Source organism: Halalkalibacter okhensis (assembly GCF_000787375.1).
Taxonomy (GTDB): Bacteria; Bacillota; Bacilli; order Bacillales; family Bacillaceae_D; genus Halalkalibacter; species Halalkalibacter okhensis.
In genome coordinates, this window is the sequence record NZ_JRJU01000028.1 from 25,650 (window position 1) to 48,626 (window position 22,977).

A 22,977-nucleotide genomic window follows, 5' to 3' on the forward strand; every position below is an offset into this window, starting at 1 on the left:
AGTAACAAAGAGGTGCTCCGATGATAAGGGCACCTCTTTGTTTTCAATTTTATTCATTACCTTATTCAAGTAGCTGTAAAAAATAACCTTTTAGAGCTTCCATCCGTCGCTCATCTAGTTCTTTATCTGTTCCAGAAACAATAATTGAAGTTAATGTATCATTTTTATGCAGGCCACCATGTTCACCACCTTCGTTATGCACAGGAGATCCTTCAGACTTCAGAGTATAACCAGGTTTTGCCGTCACGATCATGGTCTCAGAATGACTAGAAAGGGCTCCATACAGTTGATGAAAGATGTCGGGATAATCACCATAGCTAATGGTTCTATCTGATTCATTAACTTCGATATCGGCAATTTGTTCATTTCCCTCAAAAGACCAAGTTTGTTCATACTGATCGGACCACTCGCCACCTTCCGTAACGCGTAAATATCCTTGAGTACCTACTCGATACAAAACTAATTCATTGCCATTAAGCCAAGCTAAATGATCGATTCGTTTATCTTGCTGTAGTTGATTTGCGATGTCTATAAAATCTAAATCAGGTGCAACTGTATACAAGTAAGCTGAACGATGGTTGTTTGCAATCACAATATCACCACTAGATGGTTCGTCCATAAGTGGTGCTACTTGGTAAGGAATGAGTAAAGGTGCTAATTCAATAGCAGCTTCCTCTTTTTTATCTGTTAGTAGGACTTGTCCGTGGTCTCCCATAATGACAAAGATATTTTCACGAAGGGCCTCGTCCCAGCTATCATAAGCATTTAAAATTTCTTGAAGGTAGCCATCTGTTTTTGCAAAGTATTCAGGACTAACTGGTCCGTGATAATGGGCATCTTTATCATAATTTGGGAAAAAGACCATAAGGAAATCAGGCTGTTCCTTTTTTTTAATTAATTGGGAGGTTACTTGTGCCGAATAGGAATCGTTAAGACCAAATTTTTGATAAATGCCTTCATCTAATTTAGCCCCTTCAACTGCTTTGGGTTTTATTGCTTGACCAAATGCAAGTAAATCAGGTCCTTTTGTTTCTATTTTATCAGGTAAATGCAATAACGATTTCATGTATCCTGGTACAGTAACTCTATGTGTTTGATCGCCTCGATAGACAAGAAGGTTGATGGACCCACTTGTTCGACCATCTATTTTTAAATCCTCATAAATCGTACTAACTTCAGGTGATATATGGTTTGAGTTAAGGTGAACCAATGTATTCATGAGTGTATCATTAAATCCTAATTTCCAATACTTTGATAACGTAGAACCGTAATCTACAATAACATCTCCTAATGGATCATACCAAACAAGGCCAGGAACCTTATGCTCTTTTGGGGACGTTCCTGTTATTAACGTACTTTCTATTGCGACAGACATAGATGGAAAAGGAGCGACTAAATCGTGATAAACTTTCCCGCGATCGGCTAGAAAGGATAGAGCAGGGAGAGATCCACGTTCCATGGTTTCTTCAATAACAGGTTTCGTCATAGAATCAATAACAATGACAATGACATTTTTTGAATTCTCAAGCGGTCCCGATTTCGACGATTGGGCCAAGGTTGCGCCCTCGGGACGATCTTGTTGACATCCAGTTACTAACAAACAGGCAATAAGGGTGTATAGTAATATGGTTCTCATTTGAATCACCATCCATTTCTAATACGTCTGAATCTCAAACCCTTCTCCTTTTTGCCATTCGGCAAAAAAGACGGCAGAAGGACCAGCAATTCCTCGATGCAATAACTCGTCTATTAGCCATGATTTCTCTTTATTTATGTGTGATAATCCTTCTTCATTTACTTCTCCATCTAGAATGAGAAGGACTGGCAAATGAACTGGTTTGGCAGGGATTTGTAAGTCGCGATTAATGGGGAAATCTAATGGTTGCTTACGTAATACATTGACTGCTCCATTTGTTTCAAGAATTCCGTATTCAACTTCTCGCACAGAAAAGACACCCTTATCTCGTAATAAGTGTAACAATTGATCTAAATCTAGTTTGTTCTTTTTTAGCTCTTCATATTGAATTTTACCTTTAGAAATAATAAGAGAAGGCGTACCTTCTAGCCATGGCCTAGACTTTCGCATTTTTTGTGTAATCATTTCAATGGTATAAATTAACGTTCCCCATACGGCTACTGCATAGAGAACGTAATGAAGACCAATGTCTTTATCGTATATGGCATTTCCGACTAGTTCTCCTAAAACGAGAGCTGAAATGAAATCAAAAGGTGTTAATTGAGTGATTTGGTTTTTCCCAAGAACTTTGGTCATGACTAACAGAGCAAAAAAACCGACAAAGAGTTCTAAAGTTAAGGACATGAAATTCGTATTCACAGTATTACCCCTTTGTTCGTGATCACATTATCTAATAGTGTGAGCGAACAAGGGGGGGATTATGAGGAATAATTTAATTCTGTTAGCAACTGATCGAATTGCTTGACGAGGAGGTTAGAGGAATGGTGAAGCCTAAATAGTTCCGAATTTGTAGCATCTTTATTACCTCGAAAGATCGTTTTTACTTTTCCGTCATGGTCAATCCAATGCGAGTGTAAATAACGTGTATAACTAGCCCAAAATTGTTGAATGGTGCCAATTTGTTCAGCTGAGAACATTTTTGCTAGTTCGGCATTAGAAAGGTTGTGATGACGAGGTGTGTTGATAATGAGATTGGCATGTATATCATTTTTTTGCTTAGAAACAGCGTCCCGAATATCATACATCAAAACAAGAAGGTGTGCTTTTTTCTCATCGATCAGCCTAGTTTGAATATACTCAGTAAACTCGGATGAATGAGATGAGACTTTTTCAATTTGTTCCTTTAAAGATTGAAGCTCATTTCTAGCTTTGATTTGGATACGTAAAATGGTTAATGCTATTCCAATCAGTATGAAAACAAGCAAATATAATATGAAAGTAACTATCATATGAAGCCTCCTATTATGTGCTAACCCCAATATAGCATAATCATCGTATTGCTTTACAAAATTTGTTTCTTATAGTTTTTTTATGATTACTCCATCCTAACTAAAGAAGGAATCACCTTCATAATTAGACACCGTAATTTAGGAGGACCTACATTGACAGTAGCAGTTAAATTTAAACAAACATTAGCTGGGTTAAAAAGCGCACAGGCAAGTCTAGAGACGTTTGCTCTTGATACAGAGAATCAACAAGCAAAACAGTTGTATCAGCAAATGGCTCAGCAAACTCAAAGCGTTATAGATGGGTTAGAACCGCGCTTGCAGCAAATTCAAGAAGAAGAACCTCAATACAAGCAGTAAGATAAGAAGTTGACAAAAATTGTATCTCATAGTTGCAGGCAATTTACTTATTCTAACAATAAAGCATATGAGAGGGGTATAAACGATGACTGTCGCAGCAAAATTCAAACAAACATTAGCCGGATTAAAGAGTGCACAAGCAAGTTTAGAGACATTTGCTCTTGATACAGAAAACCAACAAGCAAAGCAGTTGTTCCAACAAGCAGCCCAGCAAACACAATCAGTGGTTGATGGGTTAGAACCAAGATTACAGGAAATTGAGCAAGAAGAGCCTCAATATAAACAGTAATGTAAAAGGCTGTCTCAGAACAAAATTGACTTAGCTCTGTCACAATTTGCCTTGAAAGGAGCAAGAACTCCTTTCAAGGCTTAAGAAAAATGAGCATTCGCATAGCTTCGGGGTTATCTCAATGTGAAAAGTAAGCCCCCTTACTACATAGAAATGTGAAAAAGGAGGAGTAACCCGTGAAAGGATTTATAAGTGGAATATTCGTCTTATGTTTGTTCGCAGGTTGTCAACAACTAAGTGGAGCTACACCAGATGTGAAACCAATGCAATTACAACAAAACGCGATCATTAATCAAGCACAGGCAGATGAAGCGAAAGAAATTGTTCTTTCAATGGAAGAAGTTGTCGAGATAAAAGGGGTAACAGATAATAAAGATAAGATCTATTTAGCACCTAGAGTTAAGCATTTCGACCGTTTTAGGTTAAAAGAAATCAGGAAATCAGGATTTGATTCTGTTAAAAAACGATACCCAGAAGCGACAGTATTTTTATCAACAGATCAAAAAATTTTCATGGAGCTAGAAAAATTAGAAATGGAATTGAAAAATCAAACAATCAGTGAAAAGCGATTGACAGAACGTTTATCAAAGCTTGAAGAGATGATGAGAGGGTAAAGGGGGGGAAGTCATGTCGTCTAGTAAGCAAAAAAAATCTAACTCCTGCTCAGGAAAAGTATCAAAAGTTACAAAAAAAACATGAGCTGAAACGCCCGGTAGTGAAAAATTGTATACGAGCATTTATTGTGGGTGGTTTTATTTGTTTAATTGGACAAGGTCTTCATGTTTTTTATTATACTTTTTTTGATTTTACACAGCGGACAGCTGGGGATCCGACGGTTGCAACCTTAATTTTTATTTCTGTATTATTAACTGGTTTTGGGGTATATGATCGTTTTGCTCAGTTTGCGGGTGGTGGAACGGCTGTACCTGTCACAGGATTTGCGAATTCTGTAGCATCAGCAGCTATTGAACATCGAACAGAAGGCTATGTTCTTGGTGTCGGCGGTAATATTTTCAAACTAGCAGGCTCGGTGATCGTTTTTGGGACAGTCGCAGCTTTTGTCATTGCACTTATTAAAACGATTCTCATTCAGTGGGGAGGGTTGTAAATCATGTTACAAGGTCATCAAACATGGGAATTTGAAAACAGGCCTGTCATTATGTCAACAGGTACAGTTGGAGGGCCATTTGAAGCAAGTGGAGAGCTAGCAGATGATTTTGACTTATTGCATGACGATTTATGGCTTGGACAAGACTCCTATGAAAAAGCACAAAAAGTATTGGTGGAGGAGTCGATTTCAAGAGCTATTGAAAAGGCAGAACTAAGGAATGAAGATATTCAATTCATGTTTGCTGGCGATCTCATTAATCAAATCACGCCTTCTAGCTTTGCAGGGAGAACGCTGGCCATTCCTTATTTTGGTTTGTTTGGCGCTTGTTCTACCTCTATGGAAGGATTAGCATTAGCTTCTTTTATTATAAATGCCAAAGGTGCGAAGCGAATCATAGCTGCAGCTTCAAGTCATAATTCGGCCACAGAAAAGCAATTCAGATATCCAACAGAATATGGAGGGCAGAAACCACCAACGGCTCAGTGGACGGTGACAGCTTCAGGAGCTGCTCTGGTTTCTGATGTGGGTGATGGGCCGGTTGTGACGTCAGCTACAATTGGAAAAGTTATCGATATGGGGCTGTCTGACCCATTTAATATGGGAGGAGCAATGGCTCCGGCGGCAGCGGATACAATTGTTTCACATTTTCGTGATCGGGGATTGCCCCCAGACTATTATGATTTGGTCGCAACAGGTGATTTAGGTAAAATTGGACTTCCAATTGCCAAAGAGTTACTTGAGCAAAAAGGGTTAAAGTTACCTGAAGAAACGTTGCAAGATTGTGGCTTAATGATTTATAGAGAAGGGCAGCCGGTTCTTGCTGGTGGAAGTGGTGCTGGGTGCTCTGCTTCTGTCACATATGGGCATTTGCTAAATCGGATGAACAAAGGTGAATTAAAACGGATTTTAATTGTTGCAACAGGAGCCTTATTATCCCCCATGTCCTTTCAACAAAAGGAAACGATCCCCTGCATCGCGCACGCTGTATCCTTTGAAGCTGGAGGTGGCATGTAATGATTTTTATCACAGCTTTTGTTGTCGGAGGACTTATTTGTGTGATCGGACAAATATTAATGGATGTGTTTAAGTTAACCCCTGCTCATACAATGAGTTCACTAGTAGTAGCTGGAGCGGTGTTAGACGGATTTGGCCTATATGAACCACTGATTGATTTTGCTGGTGCCGGTGCAACAGTTCCGATTACAAGTTTTGGTAATTCCCTTGTGCATGGTGCTATGGCTGAAGCGGAAAGAAGTGGCGTTGTTGGAGTTTTAACAGGAATTTTTGAAGTAACCAGTGCAGGGATATCAGCAGCGATTATATTTGGTTTCCTCGCATCATTAGTATTTAGACCAAAAGGATAAAGGAGAATGATTTATGACAGTTGGAAGCAAAGTCCAAGGTTTGCTCATTTCATTACAGTCTATTGATGCAACATTAACATCGTTAGCGTTAAAAACAAAAGAACCGAAAGCGCGCGAAGCCTTTCATCAAGGAGCGTTAAAGACAAGAACGGTAATTCAAGAAATTAAAAAAAGAAAGGGTCAAATTGAATTTGATGAACCAACTTATCAACAAACATAAAGGAGGAGGGCTAAATGCTAGGATGGGTTGAGGTTGCACTGCGAAGTTTTATTGGTTTCTTATTATTAATAGCTATGGCGCGTCTGTTCGTTCGTAAACCTTTGGGTGAAGCTTCACAGTTAGAGTTTGGTTTGATCGCCTCGGTCGCCGTAATCCTAGCTATTGGATCCATTCAGCTCACTATTCCGGTTGGGTATTTACTAGTTGCCTTGATCGTTTGGGCGGGTGGTGCAATTGTAATCATGATGTTAAGTGTTAAAAATGCCTCGTTCAGATCTTTTATTTATGGAAAAGGAATACCGATTATGAAAGATGGCAAGATTTTAGAAGATAATATGAAGAAACAGCATTTATCCACAGACGAATTATTACGTAAACTTAGAGGGAAACAAGTCTTTCAAGTGGCTGATGTTGAATTTGCGGTTTTAGAAGGTAATGGAGAACTAAATGTTCTTGTCAAAAAAGAGCAACAGCCAATCACGGCAAAAATGCTCGATCAACAGGTTCCTCCAATCAAAGAACCAGAGACCGTTGTAATGGATGGAAAGGTCCTACATGAACCATTGACAACAAGAGGGCTAAATCAAGAATGGTTAAAGGCGGAGTTAGAAAAAATGAATGCAATCATTGAAAATGTCTTTATGGCTCAAATTGATGAATACGGTCAATTAACTATAGACTTATTTGATGATGCCTTGCAAGTACCTAAACCTACAGAATTACCGATGCTTGAAGCCAATCTGAAAAGCGTCATCGCCGATTTAGAAACATTCACGTTAGATACGGAAAACCCTCAAGCAAAACAAAGTTACAAATGGTGTGCTGAACAAATGAAGCAAGTACATGAGCATGTATCTCCATTTACAAAATCGTAAACTACTTTGGGGATAAAGCCCTTCGTTTCGGTAGCGAAGGGTTTTTAATAATAGGCTGTTCTATTTGTTTTATGGGGAGGACGAGTTCTCCATATGTTCGTTCCCTTGCGCTCCATTTCACTAAGAGGAAAACTAGTTAATCGCAACAATCCTTTGCGAAAACAGCCTAATATTAAAAGGCTGTTTTATGTGTTCTCTAAATGTTCGTTCCACCTGAGCTCCAGCGACTCGTACCCGTGGGAAGTCATTTGCATATAAATAAGCTTAATGTACCATCTCATTAGTGTTGGATGCGTTGATATTGTTCATCTTTGTTCGTATAGGCAAGATGTAGTTCCCCCTCATCATTCATTGTGCAAAGAAAAATACTTTCTATCCGGGCGATTCCTTCCTGCTGTAATCTTTGACGAAATTCTTCCTTCGATACACGTAGTTCTTTTAAAATTTCCTCTTGGATAACTCCATGTATAATGACTGGGTAAGACATTCCGCTACTTTTCTTATTAATACCCAAATCCTCAATGTTTGGAGCTGATTTATTCGGCTTCTTTTGAACACTTATATCACCATTTGCTTCAATGATGGCAAGCTGAACATCAGAAATATCAAAAATATCTTTCTGACGAAGCAGTTGTAGAATATTATCTATTGTAAACTGAATGGTTTCTAAATTGTGAACTAATAATTGCCCGTCTTTTACGACCACAGTTGGCTCAAACGTAATAAATTTGCCAAATGTTCTTCGTTTAAGTGCTAACTTTGCTATCGCTTTTTGCAAGATGCCGATGATCACAATCGCATAAGCTGTATGAATATGACTCACTGAAGGGTCTGCTAAATCCGCTCCAGTGACACTTGCGAGCGTAACAAAAATTAGAAAATCGAAAATAGGCATTTGTCCAATCGATCTTTTTCCCATAAATAATGTCGTTGCTAGTAGAAGGGGAAAAATGGTTATGATTCGACCTGTTATGTTTGCGAAATCTATTAGCATTCTACTTCCCCCTATGTTCGTGTAGCCTGATTTTTTCATTCATTATTTCCTTATTTAATAAAGTTAAACTTATTAGTTATGCAGGTAATCAATGTCACAGTCATATCATTGGTTGTCCTGCATAGACTTGGCTAGTAAGAGAAGAAAAAAGACAGGCACGTATGTGTCTCATCAGGAGATAACATTATTAAGACAGGACGGGGATCAGAAAATGGGAAAAAAACTTGGACTTATTTTGATTGCTGTGTTATTGATTATTCCAACATTGCCTCTTAATGCAAACGCAGAGCAACGTAACTTCTCGGTTTCTGCTCAAGCAGCTGTCCTGATTGAGCAGGAATCTGGACGGGTTTTATATGGGAAAAACGAACATACGCCACTTCGAATAGCGAGTATTACCAAGATCATGACTGCCATTCTTGCTATTGAATCAGGAAAGATGGAGGATGTGGTAAAAGTTTCATCACGTGCTGAAGGAACAGAAGGATCTTCTATTTATTTACGTGCAGGCGAGGAGATTAAATTGAAGGATCTCGTTTATGGATTAATGCTTCGAAGTGGAAATGATTCAGCCGTGGCAATTGCAGAACATGTCGGGGGGAGCCTTGAAGGCTTTGTCTATTTGATGAATGAAAAAGCAGAACAGCTAGGAATGGAAAACACGATGTTTCAGAACCCACATGGTCTTGACGATCATGAAGATCATTATTCAAGTGCTTATGATATGGGGGTTTTAACACGATATGCGATGGGGAATGAATTGTATCGCGAAATATCATCCACAAAAAACTATCGCTCAGAAGGTGATCAAATCCGAGTTTGGCACAATAAAAATCGGTTATTAACAGAGCTTTACAAATATTCAACAGGGGGCAAGACAGGCTATACGAAACGAGCCAAGCGTACTCTCGTATCAACAGCGGAAAAAGATGATGAGAATTTAATAGCTGTTACATTAAATGCACCGAGTGACTGGCATGATCATATGAACTTATTTAATTGGGCATTTGAAACGTATCACTCGAAAGTGATCATAGAAGAAGGAATATTCGAAGACGTTGAAGATGAATTTTATAAGGATCATGTGTATGCACCATATTCATTCCAGTACCCACTGTCCCAATCAGAACAAGAGGCACTCTCAATGGAGGTAACTCTTTATAAACCACCGACTGAGGAGCGTAGGGATCATTACATCCCACAACAACCCGTAGGCAAGGTGGAATTGTATATTGCGAATGAAGAAATTGGGCAGGTTCCTTTATTATATGACCCTCCAGAGATAGAAGAAAAAAGAGGATTTTGGACTCGCTTTATCGACCTTTTTTCTTTGACTATTGGGGTGAGAAGTAGTGATTAATAAAATTTGGGTAGCGATGCTCGTCATTGGAATTGCCTTTGGTGCAGCCAATGGCCGAATGGAAGAAGTAAATGAAGCGATTTTTGCTGGAGCTAAGGATGCGGTCACCATTTGTTTTGGGTTAATTAGCATCCTTGTCTTCTGGCTTGGGTTAATGAGAATTGCTCAAGAAGGCGGGCTCTTAAATGCCCTGGCTAAACTCATGCGTCCGATTGCCAGTAGGATATTTCCTGAAGTCCCGGCGAACCATCCGGCAATGGGTTATATATTATCAAACATGACGGCTAACTTATTTGGGTTAGGGAATGCCGCTACACCGATGGGAATTAAAGCAATGCAACAATTAAAAGAATTAAATGGTGGACGAGATTCTGCGAGTCGGTCGATGATTACGCTACTTGCCATTAACACGGCCAGTATTACCTTGATTCCGACAACGGTCATCTCAATCAGAATGAGTTATGGTTCCGTTTCGCCTACAGAAATTGTCGGAACCACGCTTGTTGCAACGACGTGTTCAACAATTGGTGCTTTATTAATTGATCGATATTTTTACTTTAGGAGAGTAAGGAAGGGGCGTGTTTAAATGGAATGGATCACCATTATCTCCATTTGGTTTATTCCTGTCTTAATCGCGTTTGTCCTTATGTATGGAACGTACAAGCAGGTTCCAACCTATGAAACGTTTGTAGAAGGTGCAAAAGAAGGGTTTGATATGGCGATTTCTATTATTCCTTATCTAGTAGGGATGCTTGTCGCCATTTCTGTTTTTCGGGCTTCTGGTGCGATGGACTTTCTTATCGAATTAATGAAACCTGCACTTTTGGCCATTGGCGTCCCGTCAGAAATCGTTCCACTGGCGATGATTCGGCCGATTTCTGGCACAGGTGCGCTAGGGATGACTTCCGATTTAATTGCCACTTATGGACCTGATTCCTTTATTGGGAGGCTTGCATCAACAATGCAAGGTAGTACAGATACAACTTTTTATGTATTAACGGTTTATTTTGGAGCGGTGGGAATAAAGAAAATGGGAGATGCCTTAAAAGTCGGATTACTTGCTGATATTGTTGGCATCATTGCTTCTATTCTTATTGTTACGTATGTATTTGGTATGTAAGGTATAGCGAATGTTAAATGCTTGGCTTCTTAAAAGAAGTGAAGCATTTTGCTTTATTTATCTAAAAGAGTGGAATAACTTCGGAGAAATCGGATTATTTAACAATCTTTTAGGGTATTAAATTAGTAATGGGGTTAGTAATGTTTGATATAAAAGGCCATATGCGTCCCTTGCTTTGTCTACTAAACTATGGTAAATATTCATTAAAAGAAAGAAAAGTTCGAAATTTCGAGGAGGGGCAATATGAAAAAATGGGATCTGTTTATTAATGGTGAATGGGTGTCACTAAGTGAACAAATAGATATAGTGAATCCATCTAATGGGAAGTTAGTGGGAAAAGTACCTAAAGGAGGGGAAAAAGAAGCGAAGCAGGCAGTAGACGCCGCTCACGAAGCCTTTTCAAAATGGTCCAGCCTGACAGCGAATGAACGTAGTGAAATCATTATGAAATGGCATGAACTTATAAAAGAGGAGACAGAAGAGATTGCTAAATTATTGACAGCAGAACAAGGGAAACCGTTAAAAGAGGCAATCGGAGAAGTAGGATATGCTAATAGTTTCCTTTCTTGGTATGCAGAAGAAGGAAAACGAATATACGGAGAATCAATTCCAGCTTCAGCGTCAAATAAGCGGCTTTTTGTTCATAGACAACCAGTTGGTGTCATTGCTGCGATCACGCCTTGGAATTTTCCAGCAGCGATGATAACAAGAAAAATCGCCCCAGCTCTTGCTTCTGGTTGTACGGCTGTGATCAAGCCAGCAGAACAAACACCTTTAACGGCATTATATTTAGCTAAATTAGCTGAAAAGGCAGGAATTCCAGCGGGGGTAATTAATGTAGTTACAGGGGATCCAAAAAAAATTGGTGAGACATGGATGAGGGATGAACGCGTTAGAAAAGTGACTTTTACTGGTTCAACTGAAGTCGGTAAGCTTTTGATGAGACAAGCAGCTGACACGGTGAAGAAACTATCACTAGAATTAGGGGGCCATGCACCCTTTATTGTTATGAATGATGCTGATTTAAATTTAGCAGCAGAAGGAGTGATTGCCTCCAAATTCCGAAATGCCGGACAAACATGTGTATGCGCGAACAGAATCTATGTACACGAAGATGTCGTTGATTCATTTTTAACAAAGTTTATTGAAAAAGTGAGAGATTTATCAGTTGGCGATGGTTTTATAGATGGAAATGACATCGGTCCGCTAATTAATCAGGATGCTGTTACGAAGGTCGTAGAACAGGTCGAGGATGCAAAAAATAAAGGGGCTCAAGTGTTAATTGGTGGAGAGCCAATTTCTGGATTGTTTTATGAGCCAACCGTTATTGCTGGGGTGACTGATGAAATGATTTGTATGACAGAAGAAACATTTGGTCCAGTGGCACCAGTTTCAACCTTCCAAACAATTGATGAAGTTATTGAGCGTGCCAATGATTCTCGTTTTGGCTTAGCTGCTTACCTTTATACACAGAATCTATCAAATGCAATCTTAATGAGTGAGGCACTTCAATATGGAATTGTGGGTGTCAATGATGCTCTTCCTTCGGTGGCTCAAGCTCCATTTGGAGGATTTAAGGAAAGTGGATTAGGGAGAGAAGGAGGACATCACGGTATTGAGGAGTTTCTAGAGACAAAGTATATTTCAATTGGGATTTAAACATAATGGTATGATAAGCAACGAACGCTATGGAGAGGTGTCTAATTTCCATAGCGTTTTTCTATATCAAAATATAGCTGAAATTTCTTTCGCTTGAGAATTCATTATTGGAAGAGTATGATGGTACATGAGGTGAACGAGATGGAACGGTTACAGAAAGTAATTGCCCAAGCTGGAATAACATCACGGCGTAAGGCAGAACAATTAATTATTGATGGAAAAGTAAAAGTAAATGGCAAAGTAGTTCGAGAATTAGGGGTGAAAGTAACACCGAACAAGGATGAAATTGAAGTTGAAGGTGTTCCAATTGATCGGGAGGAACCAGTCTATTTTCTTCTGTATAAACCAAGTGGTGTTATATCAAGTGTAAATGATGAAAAAGGTCGCAAAACGGTAACGGACTTTCTTGAAATTGAACAACGTGTGTTTCCGGTTGGCAGACTTGATTATGATACATCAGGTTTAATTTTGCTGACGAATGATGGCGATTTTGCTAATATGCTGATGCACCCTAAATTTAAAATGGAAAAAGTATACGTAGCGAAAGTAAAAGGCATTCCATCAAGAGAAAAGTTAAAGCAACTACAAAATGGTGTCATGCTTGAAGATGGAAAAACAGCCCCTGCCAAAGTGAAAATGATGTCAATAGATAAAAAGAAACAAACATCTATAATCCGCTTGACTATTCATGAAGGTAGAAACCGCCAAGTCCGTCGTATGTTTGATGCGATTGAACACCCTGTCATGAAATTGAAGCGTGAGCAGTACAGCTTTCTTGATTTAAGAGGGATGAACCCGGGCGACGTTCGACCTCTTAAACCGATTGAAGTAAAGCATTTACGTGAATTAGCTGTCACGAAACCGTCATAAAGCTCCCATAGTTACATACAGTTTCTAACGTTATAATAGAGGAAATAGCGTATGGTGTTTTAGGAAGGGGGATCTGTTGTTGAAACAAAAAAGATTAATAATGAGATCAAGTATTTTGGCGATTATCGCCTTAGCGCTTGCCTATACATTCTACTCCAACTTCATGGCAGATCGGAGTGTAGCCAAAGCTGGGGATTTGTCTGTTAATTTTGTATTGCATGACTTAGAAGGTGAACGCATTGAGCTCGAGGAATTTAAAGGAAAAGGCGTCTTCTTAAATTTTTGGGGAACATATTGTCCTCCGTGTGTAAAAGAAATGCCGATTATGGAAGAACTATACGCTGAATATAAAGAGAAGGGCGTTGAAATTATTGCCGTTAATGCCAATGAGCCTAAACTTACGGTTGAACGATTTGCAAATCGTCATGGCTTAACATTCCCCATTGCAATTGATAACGGATTGAATGTGATTGAAGCATATGGGATTAGACCGTTACCCACAACAGTATTAATTGATGAGAATGGTGTAATCGTAAGGGTATTTACAGGTGGTATGACAGAGCAAATGGTACGAGATTTCATGGAAGAGATTAAGCCCGGAACATAATTGAGGTGTGGGGAAATGAGTAAATTGACGTGTGAATGTGGTCACGTGAACCCACGTGGAACGATAGCATGTGAATCGTGTGGGAAGCCACTTGCAGCAAATGACAACCAAGAAAAGCTACTAGATATGAAGTATGAAGGGGTGGCCAGGAGGTCTCAAACTTATACAACAACGATGATAGACAAAGTTTGGATGTTTTTCTCATCTGTAAAAGTTGGGATCTGGATTATTGTAATCACACTCTTAGCTTCATCAATAGGTACAATTTATCCACAGGAAATGTATATTCCACCTACTGTTAGTCCTGTTGATTACTACGCTGATGAATATGGATTAGCTGGTCAACTATACTATCAATTAGGGTTTCATAATTTATATAGCTCTTGGTGGTATATGCTTTTAATTGCCAGTTTAGGGGTTTCGATCTTAATAGCGAGTATAGATCGTTTTTTTCCACTTTACCGTGCATTAAAGAAACAACGAGTTACGAAACATGCAAACTTCTTAAAAAGACAGCGTATTTTTGGTACATCTGAAGTAGAGGATGTAGATCAAAAATTTAATGTTGTAAAAGAGCGGTTAATAGAGAAAAAATATAATGTTAAAGAAGAAAATGGGAATCTACTTGCTGAAAAAAATAGGTTCGCACGTTGGGGCCCTTATGTCAATCACATTGGATTAATCATCTTTTTAATCGGATGTATGCTTCGCTATTTTCCAGGTATGTATGTTGATGAACATATGTGGATTAGAGAAGGAGAGACGACCGTTGTTCCAACCACAGGTGGACAGTACCATATTGGGAATGAACAATTCATCATTGAACTTTATGATGAAGAGGATGAAGTATTCGGAGAAGCCATGCAGCGAGCGGGGGGACCCGTTGTTAGAACATACCAAACGAATGCGGTATTATATGAACGTGAAAATACAGGAGCTGTAGGAGCTGAAGGAGATTTAGTTGAAGTTGATCGAAAAGAAATTCGGGTAAATGAGCCAATGAAATTTGATAGTTTTGCTCTATATCAAGTGGATTATAAGCTCCATGAATTAAACTCGATGACTTTTACACTTGAAGAGAAGGACACGGGGGAGACATTTGGGGAAATTACGGTTGATTTGTTTGATCCGCAACCTACATATGATTTAGGGGATGGATACAGAATTGAAATAAGAGAGTATTTCCCAGATTTTGTGATGTCAAGTTCCAATGTTCCATCAACTCGATCACAAATACCTGATAATCCTGTGTTTATATTCGATATGTATACGCCAGAAACTCCAGAGGGAGAAGTAAGTTTCGTTGGTATCCGGACAAACCTTGAACCCATGGGAGAAAATGATTATAAAATGACGTTTGTTGATGTTGATACGAAACATGTTTCAGCGTTAATTGTAAGAAAGGATTTCACGCTTCCTTTACTTATCATTGGTGGGATCATTTTTATGATTGGTCTTGTTCAAGGCTCTTATTGGGCTCATCGCCGTATATGGTTTCAACAGATTGATGGAAAAGTTTGGATTGCTGGTCATACGAACAAAAACTATTTGGCACTTAGGAAAGATATCGATTTTTCTATAGATAATACGTCTATTTCATCTCCAAAAGACCAATTAGTTGAAGATGAGAAAGATAAAAATTAAAGATTAAAGAGTGTGTACAAAAGTGGGTAGCGGGAATGAACATTCTCTACCCTTTTTGTGAGGAGGGTTTAAACGTGGCATCACTTAGTGGAAATTTACTCTACATTGCCTTTTTCCTCTATCTTGGTGCGACCATTGCTTTTACTGTTTCTATAACAGGAAAGAAATGGCGCAACAAACAAGGGGAAATGAGTGGAAATCGATGGGGAACATTTGGTTTTATCTTCTCCATTTTAGGGTCGTTGTTTTCAATAGGATATTTTATTATTCGTTGGGTTCATGCAGGGCATGCTCCAGTAAGTAATATGTTTGAATATATGACGTTTCTTGGAATAGCTATTGGTTTTGCTTTTGTGATTATCTATGCTATTTATCGGTCAAATTATTTAGGGTTATTTACAATGCCTCTTGTCATGTTAGTCATTGCATATGCTTCTATGTTTCCAGGAGAGGTCGCTCCATTAATACCGGCATTGCAAAGCCATTGGTTAACCATTCATGTCATAACCGTTGCATTAGGACAAGGAATTTTGACAATTGGGATGGCAGCTGGATTGATTTACTTAATTCGTACATTGGATTTTACTAAATCGAACATACAAACACGTTCACTAGAATTTGTCATGTATTGCCTTCTTTCATTAGCAGGCTTTATCTTAATAGGTTCGATTTTTAATGGATTAAACTACGAAGCGAATTTCGCATATATTAATGAAAATGATGCCGAAGCAGAAATGACCTATACGCTTCCTGCTCTTGTAGGTCCTCATGAGGGTGAGTTGTTAACACAAGGGGTCATGACACCATTTTTTAATGTTCCGGCAGTAATTGTTGCTAATGATTTAAATACAGTTCTTTGGTCTTTGCTTACAGGACTAATCCTTTATTTATTGTTGCGTCTAGTATTGCGAAAGAGAATCGGAGCTGCCATACAACCGCTTCTTAAAGGGGTTAGTCCCCAAGCGGTTGATGAAGTAAGTTACCGTGCCATCGCAATAGGCTTTCCGGTATTTACACTTGGTGGTTTAATATTCGCAATGATTTGGGCGCAAATTGCTTGGACACGTTTTTGGGGTTGGGATCCAAAAGAAGTGTGGGCATTAATTACATTTCTTTATTATGCAGCTTATTTGCATTTGCGATTATCAAAAGGTTGGCATGGAGAGAAATCAGCTTGGTTGTGCGTAGGTGGATTTGCCATCATTATGTTCAATCTTGTCTTTGTAAACTTAGTTATTGCAGGTTTACATTCATATGCCATGTAAGAAGCTCGAAGAAATCATTAAGAGGCCTACTGAAAAAGGAGAAACTACCTTTTTTAGTAGGCTTCTCCTCTAATAGATGGAGGACTTAATGAGGATTTTCTTCCATTTTGTGATTTTGTGGTAAAATGAAATACATATAATAAGGTCGTTTGAGGAGGCAGTATAATGGAAAAAGAAGCACGTATTTTAGTAGTGGATGATGAAGATCGAATTCGCAGATTATTAAAAATGTACTTAGAGCGTGAAAATTATGAAGTAGAAGAAGCAGAGAATGGCGAACAGGCATTAGAAATGGCTCTTGATGTGGAGTATGACTTAATACTACTTGATATTATGATGCCAGGTATGGATGGCATTGAAGTATGCCAGGAGCTTAGAAAGACAAAAGCTACTCCTGTGATGATGTTGACCGCAAAAGGGGAAGAGGCTAATCGCGTTCAAGGTTTTGAAGTAGGTACGGATGACTACATCGTGAAGCCATTTAGCCCACGTGAAGTGATATTACGAGTAAAAGCTTTATTAAGACGCTCGTCTTCGACAAAGTTCTTGCAAACGGACACACAAACTAAAGATGTCCTTGTGTTTCAACATTTGATGATTGATAACGACGCTCATCGGGTAACTGTGTCTGATGAAGAAATTAGTTTAACTCCAAAAGAATATGAATTGCTTCATTATTTGGCTCAATCCCCAGATAAAGTGTTCTCAAGGGAGCAATTGTTAAAGGATGTCTGGAATTATGATTTCTTTGGTGACTTACGGACGGTTGATACACATATTAAACGGTTACGTGAAAAACTAAACAAAATATCACCTGAAGCTGCCTCTATGATTTCCACTGTTTGGGGGATCGGTTATAAATTTGAGGCTGTGAAATAAGAATGTTTTGGCGAAGTGTAGTAGGAAAGCTTTGGTTTACTATATTAGCTTTAGTATCAGTAGTCCTAAGTATTTTAATGGTGTTAATGCTACAATCATTTGAAAGGTTTCATGTAAATGAAGCAGAGTCTCAACTCTTGAATCATGCAACAATGATTGCTTCTATGTATGAAGGCTATGAAAATGAAAGGGACGCTCTTTATACGATTGATCAATACGGACGGGCTTTTGATACACACATTATTATCCTTGTAGAAGGTGAAAAAACGTGGAGTACAGATGAAGCGGAAGCTCATCAAGTGGCGTTAGATACTTTTTTTACAGATGAGACATTATCCCAAGTGTTTTCAGGGGAACAAGTTGTGATGACAGAAGGAGACTTTCTCTTTATTGGAGATGGAGAAGAAGTTCATTCAGAAATTATGATCGTCGGCGTTCCACTTTCTTCTGAACGTTTTGATGACGGGGCAGTCTTTTTATATCAATCATTGTCTGCTATTGAAGAAGCTTCTAATGAAACAAGACAAATTATTTATTTCTCCGCAGGTATAGCCCTTGTGTTAACAACGATATTTGCCTTTTTCTTGTCGACAAGAATTAATGCGCCATTACGTAAAATGAGGGAAGTCGCATTAGAAGTGGCACAAGGGAAATTTGATACAAAAATACCGATCCTTACCCATGATGAAATTGGTCATCTCGCGATTGCTTTCAATCGAATGGGACGTGAGTTAAATAATAATATTAATGCTTTAAATCAAGAAAAAGAACAGCTTTCTCGTATTCTAGGAAGTATGGCTGATGGTGTTATTACATTAAATAAAAAAGGACGAGTTGTTTTAACTAATCCACCGGCAGATCGCTTTATTCAATCATGGTACTATGAAAAGGGCATGAAGCAAGAGATCGATGAGCCCTTACCAGCTACTTTACAAACTTTGTTTGAAAAAGTGGTCCTTCTTGAAAAAGAGCAAGTGACAGAAGTAGAAATGCAAGGAAGAAGCTGGACCGTTTTAATGACTCCATTATATGACCGAAAGGAAATTCGTGGAGCTGTTGCTGTCTTTCGAGATATGACGGAAGAGCGTAGGCATGATAAACTTCGTAAGGACTTTATTGCTAATGTTTCACATGAGCTGCGAACACCAATTTCAATGTTGCAAGGTTATAGTGAAGCTATTATTGATGATATTGCAGGTTCGGACGAAGAGAAAAAAGAAATAGCGAAAATTATTTATGATGAATCGCTTCGGATGGGTAGATTAGTGAATGAGTTACTCGACATTGCTAGAATGGAGGCTGGGCATGTTGAGTTGAATGTGGAGGAGTTGGATGTTCGCTCCTTTGCAGAACGAGTGATTCGGAAGTTCCACGGGTTAGCAAGAGAGCAAGGAATTGAAGTCTCTTTAGACATGGCTGATGTAACAACAATTATATGTGACCCTGATCGTATCGAACAGGTGCTAACAAATTTGCTGCATAATGCGATTCGTCACAGTGAGAATGGTCAAGTGAAACTTGTGATACGTGGTTATGATGAAGGATGCAAATTTGATGTTGTTGATACAGGAACAGGCATCCCAGAAGCGGATCTTCCTTATGTTTTTGAACGCTTTTACAAGGCGGATAAGGCTAGAACTAGAGGGCGTGGAGGCACAGGTCTCGGACTTGCCATCGCGAAAAATATCATAGATGCGCATGAAGGACATATTTCTGTTCATAGTAAAATGAATGAAGGAACGACATTTTCTTTCTTCATTCCTAGAAATATTCAACTTTAATGTTAAGAAAAGGTGTTCCTTGTTAAGCAGGAACACCTTTTCTATTTATTACGAAGATAGCTTATCGTATGCAGTAAGCCATCGCTCTTTTGTTTTCGCGTCAGTAAATGAGAGATAATGGAATAAGGTCATTAAGCTGTTGCGATCCATATTTTTAATCATGGTAAGAATGACTTTCTCATCTTTTGTTTTAGTTAAAAAGGTGATCAGTTCATATCTCATTTGCAACTCCTTATCGAATCAATTCTTTAGTTAGCTGGTTTCGCACCGTTTTGGCCGCCTTCACCATAATCTCTAAAGCGGCAACCGTTTCGTGTTCGCCACGTGTTTTTAATCCGCAATCTGGATTTACCCAAAACAATTCTGCTGGTAAAACAGACAGTGCACGCTCAATGACTGATGTCATTTCCTCTACGGCTGGTACACGAGGGCTGTGAATATCATATACACCTAAGCCAATCCCTTTATCATATACGGTCGATTCAAATGCAGAGATGATTTCTGCGTGGCTTCTAGACGTCTCAATGGAGATGACATCTGCATCAAGCGCTTTGATCGCTTCAATAATTTGATTAAAATCGCTGTAACACATATGTGTATGAATTTGAGTCGTTACTGCCACGTCTGACGTGCTCATTCGGAATGCTTCAACTGCCCAATGTAGATAGGTTTCATGCTTTTCTTTCTTCAATGGCAGACCTTCTCTTAAAGCAGGTTCGTCTACTTGAATCATGGTAATTCCTGCATGCTCTAGGGATTGGACTTCTTTTAGTAAGGCTTCAGCAATTTGATAAGCGACTTCTTGGTGTGGTATGTCATTGCGAACAAAAGACCAATTTAGAATCGTTACCGGCCCTGTTAACATCCCTTTAACTGGCCGGTCTGTAAGTGACTGAGCATAAAGCGTTTCTTTAAGCGTCATAGGGTGATCGAGTGAAACGTTACCGAAAATGATGGGGGGCTTGACGCACCTTGAGCCATAGGATTGGACCCAACCATTATTAGAAAAGGCAAATCCATTTAACTTCTCACCAAAAAATTCAACCATATCATTGCGTTCAAATTCGCCATGTACTAGTACATCAATGTCTAATTTTTCTTGGATTCGAATCCATTTTTCAATCATAGACTTGATGTTAGTCTCGTATGTATCATTTGATATTTCGCCTTTTCTCCAACTAAAGCGCGCTCTTCTAACCTCCTTTGTTTGTGGAAAACTACCAATCGTTGTTGTTGGCAGAAGTGGTAAGTCCCATTTTTGATTTTGTACTCGATATCTTTCGCTAAACGTCTGCGTTCGTTTCGTAGGAAGAGAAGGGGTTTCTTTCTTATCACGCCAGTTTGATTGATTTAGTTTTTCAAACGTCTCTTGGTGATGAGTTAATAACGATGTTTGAGATGGGTCATTAGCTACATCTCGAAGTAGACGCAACTCCTCAAGCTTTTCGTCTCCAAAAGCTAACGCATCTTTTACAATAGGGTCTAGGTGTGTTTCTTGGGCTAAACTAACCGGAACATGTAGCAAGCTAGATGATGGTTGTAAAAGTTGATTTTGTAACGGTATATGTTTGCTGAGCCTACTTATAAGTTGATGACTTTCTCTAAGGTTGCTTCTCCATATATTTCTACCGTCAATAATTCCTACCCCTAGAATTTTATCTTTTGGAAAGCCATATTGCTCAATTGCTTCAATGTTGTCTTCTAAGCCATAGACAAAATCGAGTCCAATGCCTTTAACGGGAATTCCTACTAATTTTTCATAGTGAGAAACAGACTCAAAGTATGTTTGCAAAATAATATGAACGGATGTATTTGATGAAATTTCTTCGTAAAGGCGTGAGAATACCTCCATTTCTTCATTTGTCATATCCATTACAAGATATGGTTCATCAACTTGTACGAATTCGGCACCAGCATCAGCTAATTCAGATAATAACTGTATATAGAGTGGGACAAAGCTGCTTAAGACACGAGCAAAGTCATCTTCTTTATAGCCTTTTGAGAGCTTTAAGAATGTAAATGGCCCAAGAATAACTGGTTTTCCAATTATATTTAATTCATTTTTTTGCTTCTAAGAAGGCCTTAAGAGGTTTGTTTTCAACTAATACTGGTTCTTTTTCTTCGAATTCTGGAACGATGTAATGATAATTTGTATCAAACCATTTTGTCATCTCGCAAGCATGAGCTTCTTGGTTGCCACGGGCCATGGCAAAGTAAGTTGACAATGAAATGGGACCAGCTTGATGTTCAAATCGTTTTGGTACGAGTCCAAACATAGAAGCTGTATCAAGGACGTGATCATAATAAGTGAAATCACCAACAGGAATGAGGTCAACCCCTTTTTCTTGTTGCTTCTTAAGATGGTTCAATCGGTATTTTTTCATCTGTGTTAAAAAAGTATCCTCATTGATGGATGAAGCCCAAAATGCTTCTAATGTTTTCTTCCATTCGCGATTTTCTCCAATGCGTGGATAACCCAAGTTACTACTTTTTATTGATTTCATAAAATAAACCTCCTAAATATTGTTAGAGTAAGACGAAAAAATGGATATCATTACCGAAAAAAGGGTAACGATATCCATAGAAAATCAATGATATATTGTTAACACCTCCCTATCTCCCGTAGGTAAAGCAGTGTTGTTAAAATAGGCAGGTCTCCTGGCTCTAGAATCAACGTCATCATGGTCTTCCCAGCTTAGCCAGTGACACTTTCATGATAACTCCTCTAATACAGTGGCGGGACCGCTCCGGATTTACACCGGATTCCCTTTTAAACTTTGAATCAAATTCAAAGTACCTATTTTCAACATATGAAATTGTTTTAAACTTTAGCTTAATAGGGAGCTTATTGTCAACAGTTTTTTTAATTTTCATATGATAAAAAATTCTATTGCAATCATGTGAAATTGAAAGAACAAATCATGTATACTAGTAAGAACGAATGCTGTCTATTGTTGTTTTTAAAGCATACATATTTCTTAACAAAGCGGTTTCATAAATGGGTTTAAATATACTGGGATAACAAATACACTAAAGGAGGAATTTAGATGAAACTATATACTCGAACTGGGGATGAAGGCAAAACAAGTGTAATAGGAGGAAGGCTTTATAAAGATGATACACGGGTTATTGCATATGGAACAACAGACGAATTGAATTCATTTATCGGTCAGGCGGTGGCGCAATTAAATGAAAATCAATTTTCTGATATAAAAATGGAATTGATAAAAATTCAGCATGAACTGTTTGATTGTGGTGGAGATTTAGCAATGATCAAATCAACAAAAGATTACCCTTACAAAGCTAAACAAGAAATGATTGATTTCTTAGAAGAACGAATTGATGTCTATATTGAAGAAGCTCCAAAATTAGAACGGTTTATCTTACCTGGTGGAGCAGAAGCAGCCGCTACACTTCATGTGTGCCGTACGGTGACAAGGAGAGCGGAGCGATATGTAGCAAGACTCCAGCGTAATGAGGAAGTGAATCCAATTGTTCTAAAGTATTTAAATCGCTTATCTGATTATTTCTTTGCGATTGCCCGAGTAGTGAATGCTAGGCTAGGGGTAGGGGATGTAGAATATGAACGGAGTGCGATTGTGTTTAAGGGAGGCAATCGCAAGAAAGAACAATAACTAGAAGAAGGCACTGTAAAAG

At 38.6% G+C, this 22,977-nt stretch carries 23 protein-coding genes, 2 pseudogenes and 1 riboswitch; of the genes and pseudogenes, 19 read left to right on the forward strand and 6 right to left on the reverse strand.

Translation table 11 applies throughout. The features are described 5' to 3' along the window. Nucleotides 1-61 precede the first annotated feature (61 nt). The 3 genes from LQ50_RS17565 to LQ50_RS17575 are packed head-to-tail and all read right to left on the reverse strand — an operon-like array spanning nt 62 to nt 2,925. Entirely contained in the window at nt 62-1,636 is a 1,575-nt protein-coding gene (locus LQ50_RS17565) for an alkaline phosphatase family protein (RefSeq protein ID WP_034631781.1), read from the reverse strand. A gap of 18 nt (nt 1,637-1,654) precedes the next feature. Continuing rightward, nucleotides 1,655-2,335 (reverse strand): DUF421 domain-containing protein, encoded by a 681-nt coding sequence (locus tag LQ50_RS17570; RefSeq protein ID WP_034631752.1) that lies wholly within the window; start codon nt 2,333-2,335, stop codon nt 1,655-1,657. Between the two features lie 59 nt (nt 2,336-2,394). Next, nucleotides 2,395-2,925 (reverse strand): hypothetical protein, encoded by a 531-nt coding sequence (locus LQ50_RS17575; protein ID WP_034631754.1) that lies wholly within the window; start codon nt 2,923-2,925, stop codon nt 2,395-2,397. Between the two features lie 153 nt (nt 2,926-3,078). Between LQ50_RS17575 and LQ50_RS17580 the strand changes: the two genes are divergently transcribed. From LQ50_RS17580 to LQ50_RS17615, 8 genes and pseudogenes are all read left to right on the forward strand, one after another. Continuing rightward, nucleotides 3,079-3,282, forward strand: a complete 204-nt coding sequence (locus LQ50_RS17580; RefSeq protein ID WP_034631755.1) for a DUF1657 domain-containing protein — start codon at nt 3,079-3,081, stop codon at nt 3,280-3,282. Between the two features lie 85 nt (nt 3,283-3,367). Further along, entirely contained in the window at nt 3,368-3,571 is a 204-nt protein-coding gene (locus LQ50_RS17585) for a DUF1657 domain-containing protein (RefSeq protein WP_034631757.1), read from the forward strand. Nucleotides 3,572-3,747: 176 nt separating this feature from the next. Then, a complete protein-coding gene (locus LQ50_RS17590) occupies nt 3,748-4,185 on the forward strand; it encodes a hypothetical protein (RefSeq protein WP_152608249.1) in 438 nt (145 codons plus the stop codon). A 32-nt stretch (nt 4,186-4,217) separates the two neighbouring features. Beyond that, nucleotides 4,218-4,679: pseudogene (spoVAC, locus tag LQ50_RS17595) on the forward strand (stage V sporulation protein AC); the annotation flags it as partial. Between the two features lie 3 nt (nt 4,680-4,682). Further along, complete coding sequence (spoVAD, locus tag LQ50_RS17600; RefSeq protein WP_034631759.1) at nt 4,683-5,696, forward strand: stage V sporulation protein AD; 1,014 nt, start codon at nt 4,683-4,685, stop codon at nt 5,694-5,696. Then, nucleotides 5,696-6,046, forward strand: a complete 351-nt coding sequence (spoVAE, locus tag LQ50_RS17605) for a stage V sporulation protein AE (RefSeq protein ID WP_034631761.1) — start codon at nt 5,696-5,698, stop codon at nt 6,044-6,046. The genes spoVAD and spoVAE overlap by 1 nt, the downstream gene beginning before the upstream one ends. A gap of 13 nt (nt 6,047-6,059) precedes the next feature. Continuing rightward, entirely contained in the window at nt 6,060-6,266 is a 207-nt protein-coding gene (locus LQ50_RS17610; RefSeq protein WP_034631763.1) for a DUF1657 domain-containing protein, read from the forward strand. 14 nt (nt 6,267-6,280) lie between these two features. Next, nucleotides 6,281-7,141 (forward strand): DUF421 domain-containing protein, encoded by an 861-nt coding sequence (locus LQ50_RS17615; protein ID WP_034631765.1) that lies wholly within the window; start codon nt 6,281-6,283, stop codon nt 7,139-7,141. Nucleotides 7,142-7,421: 280 nt separating this feature from the next. Here LQ50_RS17615 and LQ50_RS17620 read toward each other — a convergent pair whose 3' ends face one another. Next, a complete protein-coding gene (locus LQ50_RS17620) occupies nt 7,422-8,135 on the reverse strand; it encodes a DUF421 domain-containing protein (RefSeq protein WP_034631767.1) in 714 nt (237 codons plus the stop codon). 211 nt (nt 8,136-8,346) lie between these two features. Between LQ50_RS17620 and LQ50_RS17625 the strand changes: the two genes are divergently transcribed. From LQ50_RS17625 to LQ50_RS17670, 10 genes are all read left to right on the forward strand, one after another. Beyond that, the gene (locus LQ50_RS17625) at nt 8,347-9,495 is read left to right on the forward strand and encodes a D-alanyl-D-alanine carboxypeptidase family protein (protein WP_034631768.1); all 1,149 of its coding nucleotides are present in this window, start codon (nt 8,347-8,349) and stop codon (nt 9,493-9,495) included. Continuing rightward, nucleotides 9,488-10,081: a nucleoside recognition domain-containing protein gene (locus LQ50_RS17630; protein ID WP_034631769.1), complete on the forward strand. Its 594-nt coding sequence runs from the start codon at nt 9,488-9,490 to the stop codon at nt 10,079-10,081. Before LQ50_RS17625 ends, LQ50_RS17630 begins: the two co-directional genes overlap by 8 nt. Beyond that, on the forward strand, nt 10,082-10,615 hold the full coding sequence (locus LQ50_RS17635) for a spore maturation protein (RefSeq protein WP_034631771.1): 534 nt from the start codon (nt 10,082-10,084) through the stop codon (nt 10,613-10,615). Between the two features lie 243 nt (nt 10,616-10,858). Continuing rightward, the gene (locus LQ50_RS17640; RefSeq protein ID WP_034631772.1) at nt 10,859-12,274 is read left to right on the forward strand and encodes an NAD-dependent succinate-semialdehyde dehydrogenase; all 1,416 of its coding nucleotides are present in this window, start codon (nt 10,859-10,861) and stop codon (nt 12,272-12,274) included. A gap of 141 nt (nt 12,275-12,415) precedes the next feature. Beyond that, nucleotides 12,416-13,144 carry a pseudouridine synthase gene (locus LQ50_RS17645; RefSeq protein ID WP_034631785.1) on the forward strand — a complete coding sequence of 243 codons (729 nt, stop codon included), beginning with the start codon at nt 12,416-12,418 and terminating at the stop codon, nt 13,142-13,144. Between the two features lie 79 nt (nt 13,145-13,223). Then, nucleotides 13,224-13,751 carry a thiol-disulfide oxidoreductase ResA gene (gene resA / locus LQ50_RS17650; protein ID WP_034631773.1) on the forward strand — a complete coding sequence of 176 codons (528 nt, stop codon included), beginning with the start codon at nt 13,224-13,226 and terminating at the stop codon, nt 13,749-13,751. Nucleotides 13,752-13,766: 15 nt separating this feature from the next. Next, nucleotides 13,767-15,395, forward strand: coding sequence for a cytochrome c biogenesis protein ResB (gene resB / locus LQ50_RS17655; RefSeq protein ID WP_034631775.1), 1,629 nt, complete (start codon nt 13,767-13,769; stop codon nt 15,393-15,395). Between the two features lie 74 nt (nt 15,396-15,469). Next, nucleotides 15,470-16,660: a c-type cytochrome biogenesis protein CcsB gene (ccsB, locus tag LQ50_RS17660; RefSeq protein ID WP_034631776.1), complete on the forward strand. Its 1,191-nt coding sequence runs from the start codon at nt 15,470-15,472 to the stop codon at nt 16,658-16,660. A 165-nt stretch (nt 16,661-16,825) separates the two neighbouring features. Next, nucleotides 16,826-17,539 (forward strand): response regulator, encoded by a 714-nt coding sequence (locus tag LQ50_RS17665; RefSeq protein WP_034631777.1) that lies wholly within the window; start codon nt 16,826-16,828, stop codon nt 17,537-17,539. 2 nt (nt 17,540-17,541) lie between these two features. Further along, nucleotides 17,542-19,320 (forward strand): ATP-binding protein, encoded by a 1,779-nt coding sequence (locus LQ50_RS17670; RefSeq protein WP_034631778.1) that lies wholly within the window; start codon nt 17,542-17,544, stop codon nt 19,318-19,320. A 48-nt stretch (nt 19,321-19,368) separates the two neighbouring features. On the opposite strand, the gene LQ50_RS25515 is transcribed toward LQ50_RS17670, so the two are convergent. Both LQ50_RS25515 and metE read right to left on the reverse strand, forming a co-directional pair. Continuing rightward, complete coding sequence (locus tag LQ50_RS25515; protein ID WP_161784697.1) at nt 19,369-19,542, reverse strand: hypothetical protein; 174 nt, start codon at nt 19,540-19,542, stop codon at nt 19,369-19,371. 10 nt (nt 19,543-19,552) lie between these two features. After that, nucleotides 19,553-21,824 (reverse strand): annotated as a pseudogene (gene metE, locus LQ50_RS17675) (5-methyltetrahydropteroyltriglutamate--homocysteine S-methyltransferase). A 127-nt stretch (nt 21,825-21,951) separates the two neighbouring features. Next, nucleotides 21,952-22,137, reverse strand: a riboswitch (cobalamin riboswitch). A 230-nt stretch (nt 22,138-22,367) separates the two neighbouring features. Here metE and LQ50_RS17680 point away from each other — a divergent pair. Next, on the forward strand, nt 22,368-22,955 hold the full coding sequence (locus LQ50_RS17680) for a cob(I)yrinic acid a,c-diamide adenosyltransferase (protein ID WP_034631779.1): 588 nt from the start codon (nt 22,368-22,370) through the stop codon (nt 22,953-22,955). The last annotated feature ends 22 nt before the right edge of the window (nt 22,956-22,977 follow it).